This is a genomic window from uncultured Lacinutrix sp., from assembly GCF_947500325.1.
Taxonomy (GTDB): domain Bacteria; phylum Bacteroidota; class Bacteroidia; order Flavobacteriales; family Flavobacteriaceae; genus Lacinutrix.
Genome location: NZ_CANMRQ010000020.1, coordinates 50,581 through 62,103, shown reverse-complemented (window position 1 = coordinate 62,103; position 11,523 = coordinate 50,581). Strand labels below are relative to the sequence as shown.

Below are 11,523 nucleotides of genomic sequence, written 5' to 3'. Positions count from 1 at the left end.
ACAATCGACAAGGTTAGAAACTAATTTAGTGTAAACCCTAATCTTTAACTTGTGTAAACCATGTCCCTTTACGAACATACCGAAAATGAAAAATCTGAAATTAATTTTACTACTTCTTATCATCATTTCAAGTTGTCAAAGAAGAACCGAATTCCCAGACATAAGTAAAGAAATTGATTTTGCTTATAAGCAACTTAAATATTCAGATAAAGTTTCTGATAAAAACTTAAAAGGAATTAGATTTTTCTCAAATGACAGTTTATTGATTGAAACAATCGGATTTGATTACCGATATAAACTAGTTTATGATAGTAATAATAAGTTATTAGAAGAATATGGGTGTAGAATGTATAATTGTGATATTGGTTCTCGAAAATTATACTTTTATGACGACAAGAATAATTTAATCGGGAATTTTCACACGTCGGACTCTATAGTTAACAAAGACGCCATAGATTTTAAGCAAACCATATTTTATAATTCTAAAAATCAATTAATAAAAGAACTTATTCAGAGTGGAAATAATGTCAAAGGAGAATATTTTGAAACTTGGAAAGAATATGAATATTTAAACAATAGAATCTTAAAGGAAATAGAAACAAATAATTCTGATACTATTTGGATTGCGAAATATGAATATAATCCAGACAATAAATTGATTAGAATTGAAAGAAAATTAGGACATAAATATGAGATTGAGACTTTTGAATACAACAAGTTAAATAGAATTAAAAAGCATACTATAAAAAGTAATGAGCATAAAATAGAAAAACATACTTCATATAGTGCAAACAACAATTCGACTGAATACAATTATTATGAAAATGGACTTATTAAAGAGAAAATTCATTTTAATCATTTAGGCGAAGAACGTTGGACGAATATTTATGAATATATAACAAAAAGTACTAAGTACAACAATGGCAATAAGTAATTGCTAGTTCTAGCCTACTTACGAAAGTCCTTGCCGATTTTTTATTGGGCTTGTATTTACTAAATTAGATATCAAAAACACCCAACAAAACATATACAAAATCGTTTTAGTAATTTAAAATATGGAACTATTCAATATTAATTACGATAAAGAGAAAGATGTAGTTGTATCTTTTAAAATTGACCAAGATTTTCAGTTTTTGTACTGTAAAGCATCTGGAAAAATAAAGAAAGGGTCACTTGGAAATAACTCAGCGGACTATTTATTCGGTAAAATTTGCCAATATTATTTTCAGACTCAGTGTTACGTTTTAATTCTGGATTTTTCTGAATTGGAATATGAATTTGGTGATAGACTAAGAAAATCAATTAATTTTTTTAAAGAAATAGGTAGAGATGAAGCTGAAAAGGAAAGCCCAATTTTACTTATAAAACCCAAAGATGCTAAAGGTATTAATAGTATTCTCGATTGGATAAAGCCTAAAGACTTAATAGTAGCTAAAAATTACGAAGAATCGATAAGATTGAGTTTAGAACTCTTTGACAAATTAATGAATAGAAATTAAAAACTATTAATAACTAACCTCCCGCTTGTTGAGTTTAAATGCTGTATCACAATTAACTGCTTCTATTTTTTGCATTGCTTTGGGAGACAAATACTCCACAAAAACAGAACCCATAACCTTCCCGTGTTATGGGTTCTTTAAAACCTCTTACTTTAAGCTATTAATTGAAAAGAGGGTGTTTTATATATTTAATATTATTCCTTTACAAGCTTAACTATTTTACTTTCCCCTGTGTTACTATAGAGCTTTGCCATGTATAGACCAGATGGTAATTTACTTAAGTCTATAATATTTAAATTAGAGCTATTACCCAACACACGTTGCCCAGCATTATTAAAGACCTCAACTAACTGTAAATTATCTATTCCCTTAATAGTCACCAAACGCTTTGTTGGATTAGGATATATTGAAACACCAGTTAATTCTTCACTAGTTGTACTTAGTGTTGAAAAACTATAAGATATTGTTCCTGTTTGACCAGCATAGTTATTTGTTGCTGAATCTATAAGATCCCCTGATAATGTTCCTATAAAAAAAGAACTAAAAATACTTGGCGCTGCCATTACTAATCCTGAAGTATTATCTAATAGACTTATTGCCCCAGATGTTGGTGAACCATCAACACTAAAGGTCGTTAATACAATTGGAGTTCCTATTGTATGTTCTGGTAACACTATATCTTGTACTAAATTAAATGCAATAGCATCTTCACCTGGATTAAATGCATCTATATCTGTAAATATTGGCACAGCATAACCTCCTGAAACTCCAGATACTGTAACTCCATCTGGTATTGTTATTGTAAAGTTTTGATCATTAATATAAGGATGCGGTGCTGTTGAATTAAAATCTGGAATAGCGGCTACAGAATAATTATATGCACTGTTTTGAATAAGAGTTAATTGGTAAGTTTGAGCTTGCAATGCATAACTCAAGACTAAAGCTAGTAATACTAATTTTGTTTTCATTTTTATATTATTTTATCTTAATAGCGTTAAGCCAGTTTTAATTTACATCTTCCGGTAATTGTTGAATAAAGATATAAGTAGATGTTGGTGGGCCTCCAAAAACGGAATTAGATGAATTATTAAAAATATTATTTCTAACATGTAATACGTCACTTGATCCTCCAGAATACACACTAACACCATCCATATTAATATCTGTTGAGTTATATCCTTCTGATGGATAACTAGCTACTGGCGGACCGCCAAATACAGAGTTATTGGGATCATTAAACACCTGGGCTCTTATTCCTGACACATCTGATAAGGCGCCTGAATAGTTTATGCGTCCATCACTATTACTATCTCCTGCCCACATCCCAAGGATTCCGCTTGGCATTCCAAATGAAGTTTGGGCATTAGTGCCAAAGGTAGGCACACTACTATCTGTAAAATCTACAGTAACTGCGCTACTAGTTAAAGCAATAGCATTACTACTCATTATACCTAAATGGTTTCGGTGCTTAATCACTACATAATAATTATCTGGAGACACATTAAAACTTAAAGCCGATGTTCCGTTTAATGACACAATATCTCCATCTCGTTGCAGCAATGCCGAATGTCCTTCAATAACAATAGTATTATCTGTAGCATCTCGTAATTCTACCCATACCCAATCTACAATGTTATTATTAGGTTCTACACTAGAAAACGTAGTAGTTAAACCATCTCCATAGGGACTCACTTTTGGTAATAAACCTGCTATTCGCAAATCATCTCGCATTAAACTCTCTTCTCCTAAATTTGGATTTAATGCTGCTCCTTGTAAGTAAACCTTTGGACTTAATTGAACACCACAATTTAATCCACCATCAGTAATTACCCATCCAAGATCTATGAGTTCTTGTCGCTTTACTTCAGACAAACAATATTGACTATTTCCTCCACCAAAAGTAACAGGTGATGGTATACGGATTTCTCCCGGATTTAAAGTAGCCCAACCTATTAATGTAGCATCATAATTTTCTGTAGATAACGTAACTCCTGTAAACATATTTACAGCATTCGCAACGTTAGAGTCTAACAAGCTAGACAGATCCCAATCTGCCAACGATTGATCGAAACTAGCAGCACCTGCAAACATGCTTGTAAATTTTATAACCTTTGATACATCCCAATTGTTTAAAGGTTGATTGAAGTTTCCTGCACCTTGAAATGTAGAACCTAAATTATTTACATTGCTTACATTCCAATTATTAAATTGTGCATTACCTACCAAACTAGAGCATCCAAAGAACATTCTACCCATATGTGCTACATTCGACAAATCTGGTACATCTGTAGCTACTACATCTAAACTATTACATGTGCTAAAAGCTCTAAGCATAGAATCCCATTGGATGCTTCCCCATTGCTCAATGGTTTGTATTTGTGAATTATGATTGGTGTTAAAATAAATTCTAGGAAAATCTCCTAAAATGGAAACCGTATATGTCCCAGTAGTAGCATAGCTATGCGTCGCGTTTCCAGTAACATCTATATCAACTGTACCATCACCCCAATCTACTAAATAGTTATATCCTCCGCCATTGGTTGGTATCGTTATACTTTCATTATCGGATTCAGTTTTCCAAGTTGTAATGAATCTTCTGTTGGTACAATCTGTCGTTTTACCAGCATCGGTAATCGTCCAATTGTACGAATGAATTAATGCTTGGCGCTCATAGTCGCTCGCACAAAACATACTATCGCCACCACTAAAGATAATTCCTGTTGGTATTTGTGTTTCTCCCGTATCTAACGTTGCCCAGGCAATCAATGTATTGTCATAATTAGCAGTTGCAAGCATTGCATTGGTCAATATATCTTCCATAGAAGTGATGTTAGAAATATCCCAGTCACCTAAGTATTGATCGAAAGAAGTAGCGCCGTAGAACATACGGTCCATAATATTCACATTAGAAACATCCCAAGTGCTTATATCCGTATTGAATAATAGTGCTTCTTCAAACATACTCGTCATGTTCGTAACATTTGACAAATCTGGAACATCTGTTGCTGTGATATGCATGTTTTCACAACCCATAAATGCATTTCCCATAGATGACCACACATTTGTTCCCCATTGTTGAACGGTTTGTATTTTTAATTTGTCTCCTGTATTATTAAAATAAATTCTTGGGAAATTTCCAGTGATTAAAACTTCATGGTTTCCAGCAACGGTATAAGTGTGCGTAGCATCGCCAGTAAGTCCACTTTCAATAGTTCCATCTCCCCAATTTATACCATAATTATAGGTTTCTCCAGAGAACGTAGGAATTGTGATTGTTTCGTTATCTGTTGTCGTTTCCCAAGTCGTAATAAATCTGTTTGTACAATTAGCATTCAATCCATCATCTGTGAATGACCAATTAAACGTATCTATAATGTATTGTTTTGCTTCGGCTCCTAAACAATATTCTGAAGAAATACCAAATTGAAGGTTGTTTAATAGTGGTAGATTTGCCCAAGCAATTAATAAACGATCATAGTTATCAACAGACATGGAAGTATTCAATAACATTTCATCAAATGTTTGGTTAAGTGACACATCCCAATTGCTCAAGTCTTGATTAAAATTAGTTGCATTATAAAACATACGATACATGAATGACACATTAGATACATTCCAGTTGTCTAATGGTTGATTGAAAGATGAAGCGCCATTAAAGGTTTCTAGCATGTTTGTTACATTGGATACATTCCAATTATTTAAATCCGTATTAAAACTTGTAGCTCCGCTGAATGTATTCTGTAAAGACTGTATGTTTGAAACATTCCACTGACTTAAGTCACCATTAAAATTGGTAGCTTCTCGAAATAGATGATCTAAGTTTGTTAAACTTGTAATATTCCAATTACTTATATTTCCATTAAAAGCAGATGCGCCCCAAAATATAGACGTCATATCATTTACGTTAGCAACATTCCAGTTATTCAAATCTTGGTTGAATGCTTCTGCAAATCTAAACATGCCTCCCATTTTTTCAACCTTACTTACATTCCAATTGTTAAGTCCGCCTATTCCTTCAAATGCAGTAGCACTTGCAAACATGGAGAGCATGTTTATTACTTCTCCAGTATTCCAAGTACTAATATTTCCATTGAAAAGGTTTGCTGAATTAAATAAACCAGCCATATTAGTTACATTGGCTACGTTCCAATTATTTAGATCTGTGTTGAAATTCCTTGCTGCAGAAAACATATAACTCACAGTCTGTATAGTAGACATATCCCAAGTATTGAATACCGCATTTCCAAGTAAACTTGTGCAATTTGCAAACATACGACTCGTATCTGTCACATTAGATAAATCTGGTGCATCTGTAGCCGTAACATTTAAGTTTAAACAACCATTAAAAGCTCCTTCCATACTGCTCCATTGGATAGTACCCCATTGTGTAATTTCTTGAATTTTTTCAGCATTACCAGATTCATCAGAATTAAAATAAATTCTAGGGAAGTTTCCTGTAATTGACACTGTGTATGTTCCAGCAGTAGCGTAGGTATGTGTTGCATCTCCTGTCATTACTATTTCTAGAGTACCATCGCCCCAATCTACTAGATAATGATAACCAGCACCTATGGTAGGAATGGTAATACTTTCATTATCAGTTGTTGTTTGCCAAGTAGTTATAAATGGCGAAAAATCATTGAAATCCGAACAATTAGATTCTGCTCCAGCATCATTAATAGTCCAGGTATATAAATCTATTAATAGTTGTCGCTCTAATACCGCATCACAAAACTGGCTATTCCCTCCCGAAAAATTGATAGTAGTTGGTATATCATCACTATCATCATTAGGGGCACCACTTGTGTCTGTAGCCCAACCAATTAATGTAGCATCATAGTTTGCAGTTGATAGTGTCACATCATTAAACATATTCTGCATATTTGTTACACTACTTATATCCCAACTACCAAGATTTTGATCAAAATTAGTAGCTCCTCGAAACATACTACTCATGTTCTGAACTTTTGCTACATTCCAGTTACTGATATCTATATTAAAACTTGAGTTATTGAGAAACATATTCGCCATATTGAATACGTTGCTTACATCCCAATTACTTATATCGCCGTTAAAATTAGAGTCTCTAAACATACCCTGCATTTCCATAATGCTATTTGTATTCCAGTGCAAAATATTTTGTGTTGGAGCTAACGTACCTCTAAACATATTTCTAAAGCTTGTTAGAATTGTATAATCTGGCTCATCTATAGCAGTTACCACTAAATTTTCACATCCATAAAAAGCATTTTGAAAGGTCATCCAAGACGTTGGTCCCCATTGCATAATTTCTAAAATATTGAGTCTGTTTCCTCCATTGTTAAAACGGATTGACTCTATGTCTCCAGTAGCTGTTATTATATATTCACCAGCAGTTGCATAGGTATGCGAAGGATTATCTCCTCCAAAGGTACCAGTAGTACCATCACCCCAATTAATAGCTATTATACCATCTGCATTAGCGAAAGGGACCACAATAGTTTCATTGTTCGTAGTTGTTTCCCATTTTGTAATGAATTCATTTGGATTGAATCCATCAGAAATCACCAAGTTAATCGCAGTGCCTGGTTGCATAAAGTTACCAGCATCAGGATTTTGATCAATTACACTTCCTTCTGGAACTGTATTGCTATACATAGTTGTTATGGTACCTACGGTAAATCCAGTTGTTGTTATAGTTGTTTCTGCATTTGCCTGAAGTTCTCCAATAACCTGAGGGACTTCAATAGCAGGGATGAGTGCAGGATTAATTTGTCCAAACGTATTTGTACTTGAAGAAGGGACAGAAGTAAAGTTAGCTGAGGGAATTATATTTCCAGAAAGATCATAGATTTGATCTGTAGCATTGATTGCATAAAAATCTCCAGTACTTGCATCTCTAAATACTAAACGAGGACGGTCATCAATATTAGGTAAGTCAGTTCCGCCTAATGCTGAGGCATATCTTCGATTTTCATCAAAACTTTCATCAAGTACAGATATTGCATCAAATAGAATCCCAAGCGAACTTATATTTTCGGCAATTCCATCATCGTTTTCATCAATATTGGTAGTTCCAATAGTTCCGCTAAAAGAACTCGATAAAACTATTGTATGACTTGGCCCTACAAGGTTTGGTACTGTTGCAGTTAGTAAACCATTGGCATCAAAAGTTCCTGAGATAGGATAGCTATTCAAAACCAAACCAGGTTGCCCACTATCTATATCTCCTTCAATAATGGTAATAGCGCCGCCAAAAATTTCACCGGCACCACCAAAAATTTCTATAGTTTGTGTCGGGTCACCTTCATTTTGTAATTCAGGTTGATATTCACTTATTAAAATAGGAAATGTAGCATTTGAGGTGATTGTTATTGTAGCGTTGCATTGCGCCATATTTCCTGCTAAATCAAGTACGGTTAATGTTACCTCATTATCTCCTAAATTATCATATGTAAATGTAAGATCATTAGGTTCTTCATTTAGTAAATATGCACCTATCTGTACATTGTCTGAAGAACCGTTATCTATTTGACTTGCTGAGACCTGAACAAACTCGCCAGGGTTTAATGTAAATGTTAGGTTTTGACAGATAGCAATAGGGTTGATATTGTCATGAATTAAGGAAACATCATTACCATCTCCACCAGTGTAGGTGATTATTCCTGAAAATTGCCCAAAAGTAATACCACTTCCTTCAGGAAGATTATCAAACATTCCTTGTATAGCATCAGTTCCATCATTATCGATCAATATAACTTCATCACCTGTTTGTATTGTATAACCACCTATAGGGGCTAATACAGCGTCTGTTAATGTAACCGTGCCATTTACAGATAATCGATCATGATCAGAGGCTCCCGTTCCTTCTACTAGTGGCGCAAAAGTGGCCCCAGTATTCATTACTAGATCATTAAAAACATAAGCCAATCCAGAACCTGATACTCCACCACTTGGTGTAATGGTAGCATTATTTTGGATAACTGTTGGTCCACCCGTAATAAAAGGGAACCCTGTTAATAAAGTAGATGCACCAGAAAAATTAACGCCATCCAAAATGTTAAGTTGTATATCACCAATATCAATAGCGCCAACAGCATTTAAGATGCCAAATGTAAAACTTCTATCAGGCCCTCCTTGTGGGAAATTTGTAGTAGTACTATTAATATTTGTGGTGGTACCTGCTACGCCATTGTAGGTCAATTGACTTTTAAAATCATTAACCTGACCATTAAAGTTAATGATACCTGCATTGTGATTAATTAGAATCGTTCCACTACCATTATTTACATCCATATCAGCATTAAAACTACTTGTCCCAGTCCCTTCTTTTGTTATAACAGTGAAACTAGGTTCCAAATCGAATTGTGGTGCTGTAAGTGAAAATTCATTCACATGAATAACTTCCAAAAACATATTATTTACATTGGTAAAAGACAAAGATGCTAAGTCTACAGCATTGACATCGAATGGATTTGATGTACCTAATCCCTGAATGTTATTATCATTATCTAACGATACCGTCGTATTTCCATTTCCTCTTAGAATAAGGAAGGGTACTTGAATGATACCTGAAGTTTGAGAAATATTAGAATTTCCATAGATATACAGATTCGAGTTACTACCAGAAATAGAGACATTTCCGTCAAAAATGATATTACCTGGAGCTACAGTAAGTGAATGAGGAAAACTACTCCCAGAGTTAGTTGCTGTTAGATCTCCAAAAGTGGTATTTGCTCCTGCTGAGAAAATTAATTCATGAGATGTTAAACTTACTTCACCGCCAAAAGCGTGTCTTGATTGACCATTATTTATATCAATTGTGCCTACAGCTTGCAATTGTGTGACTCCCATTATAGTTATTGCCAATTCTTGATCAAGAATTTTGTCTACTCCGTTTATTGTAAAATTATTTGCAGTAATTTCACCTAAGGTCAAGTCAAAACCAAAACCAGATATCGTTAAATCACCTTCAGTATTAATGCTACCATTTTGTATATAGTTTTTTAAACCTAAAAGTGTAATATCATTATCAACACCAGTTAGTGTTAAATCATTGGCAAAAGTAATGGTATTGAATCCATTACCGCCAATGAATTCTATTCCATTAGTGATGTTTGCTAGCGGCACAGTTACGGTTGTTAAATCTGTCAATATAGGTCCGCCAACAACCGTTGGCAATACTAAATTGCTAATGGTTAATGTTGTTCCGTCATTTGATAACGTAATTTGATCGTCAGAATCTGTTTCAATATCAGTAATGGTTAGTTTTCCATTAGATAATTCAACCGATGTTTCATCTGGGTTTTCAAGTACCGTAACCGTAAAATAACAGAATCCTGTATTTCCAAATGCATCCGTAGCAGAAAAGGTGTTTACCGTTGTTCCTAACGGGAAAGTTCCTCCTGAGGGAATACCAAAAAAGTTTATAGTAGGTTCCGATTTTTCTAATATATAATTTCTTGCGGTATTGTTATTTATATCATTCCAAGTTCCATTAATTCTTAACTGGGTATAATCTTCATTTCCTCCAGAGTTATTTGGTTCACCAGTATTCCAATTTTCGTAGGTAGAAGTTGTATTGGGATTGTGCCATTCAAAAGTACCTTCATTGGCCACATCATTATATCCAATCATTACCGTTTCTGTAACACCTAAATTTTCTAATGCTCCCCTAAGCATTTCATTCTGTTCGGCATCAATAACAGTGGCTACATACCCTCCAAGAGATTCTGCATTTACAAAAGCCTCACTTGGTACTAAAGGGTTTTGTGATACAAAATAACTTTTACCATCGTGAGTACCTAAAAAATCAAAGCCATCGATCCATTCAAAAGTACAATCATCATAAAGAGGCTCATCAAAGTTTACTACTGCGTTAGCGTTCCCTGCAATATCAGCATATACGGTGATATTCTCTGGACACGTTAATATAGGAGCATTACCATCAGTAATCATTACTACAGATTGACAAGAACTTGAATTTCCATTTTGATCTGTTAAAAATAATGTCACCGAATTGTAACCAACATCATTACAATCAAAGGTGTTTTTTGAGATTCCAAAAAATGAAATACCAGAATCTGCATCCGTAGAGTTGTTATTGATATTTGCAACTGAGATACTCACGGTTCCGTCTGCTCCCAATGCACGTGTAATATTTCTACAGTTGGCTACTGGCGCTACATTGTCTTCATAATGAATTTGAAATCGTAAATCTCTTGTTGACCACGGACTGCTTTGATCAAAATTATTTACAAACATATTTCCGCCTGCCAATAGATTTCCTGTATGCAAATCCAGATCAATTAGCTGACCTGGTTCATTATTGATGAATCGCACACCGTATACAGTTCCAGCGACTAATGATGGTAAATTTTGAAATTCAAAGTATCGTTCAACCGATCCTTCGCTTTGAAATGAAATATCGGTTGTCACAGAAGACATCAATACGCGGCTGTTGCTAAAAGGATTTCTGTATAATTCTATCGTAACTGACGTTTGACCAATATTACCTGGAACATTATAAGTCCAAAAAGAAACACCTTCTATAACGCCTGAACAGGTAGCTGTAAACGAATTCCCCATTCCTACATTAATATTTGTAGTAGTCGTTAGTTCTAGGTTTCTACTATTCTGTATAATATCACTGGTTCCGTCACATTGTCCTAATGTGTGTTGTAGTCCAAAAAACAGAAAGGATACAATGATTAATATGTTCGTTGTTAGTTTCATTCGATTTTCATTTTTTAAATCGATTGCAAGATAGTTTGGGTATTAGCTTTATAAAATAAGAGACGGCTCGTAAATATTACGTACCAGTACGTAGATTGTATTTTTATATAAAAAACCTCCTAATCTTTTGATTAGAAGGTTTAAATGACTGTTTATTTGACCCCTTTACAAATAAAATATAACAGTCATATTTAATTGCTATTAATACTTAGATTTATATTTTTTTCTTTTTCATAGTTAGTTTAGATTATTCAAAAAATGTAAACCACTATTAATACAATAATCGTATAGAAGACACATAAAAAAACGT

General features: G+C 34.0%; 4 protein-coding genes. 2 read left to right on the top strand and 2 right to left on the bottom strand.

The window, feature by feature from the left end; translation table 11 throughout:
* Positions 1-85 precede the first annotated feature (85 nt).
* Both Q0997_RS17150 and Q0997_RS17145 read left to right on the top strand, forming a co-directional pair.
* Positions 86-934 carry a hypothetical protein gene (locus tag Q0997_RS17150; RefSeq protein WP_299891011.1) on the top strand — a complete coding sequence of 283 codons (849 nt, stop codon included), beginning with the start codon at positions 86-88 and terminating at the stop codon, positions 932-934.
* Positions 935-1,055: 121 nt separating this feature from the next.
* Positions 1,056-1,499 (top strand): hypothetical protein, encoded by a 444-nt coding sequence (locus Q0997_RS17145; protein WP_299891009.1) that lies wholly within the window; start codon positions 1,056-1,058, stop codon positions 1,497-1,499.
* A gap of 194 nt (positions 1,500-1,693) precedes the next feature.
* Here Q0997_RS17145 and Q0997_RS17140 read toward each other — a convergent pair whose 3' ends face one another.
* Together Q0997_RS17140 and Q0997_RS17135 are read right to left on the bottom strand one after the other, a co-directional pair.
* Positions 1,694-2,467: a T9SS type A sorting domain-containing protein gene (locus Q0997_RS17140; protein ID WP_299891007.1), complete on the bottom strand. Its 774-nt coding sequence runs from the start codon at positions 2,465-2,467 to the stop codon at positions 1,694-1,696.
* Between the two features lie 37 nt (positions 2,468-2,504).
* Positions 2,505-11,213, bottom strand: a complete 8,709-nt coding sequence (locus Q0997_RS17135; protein ID WP_299891005.1) for a BspA family leucine-rich repeat surface protein — start codon at positions 11,211-11,213, stop codon at positions 2,505-2,507.
* Between the last annotated feature and the right edge of the window lie 310 nt (positions 11,214-11,523).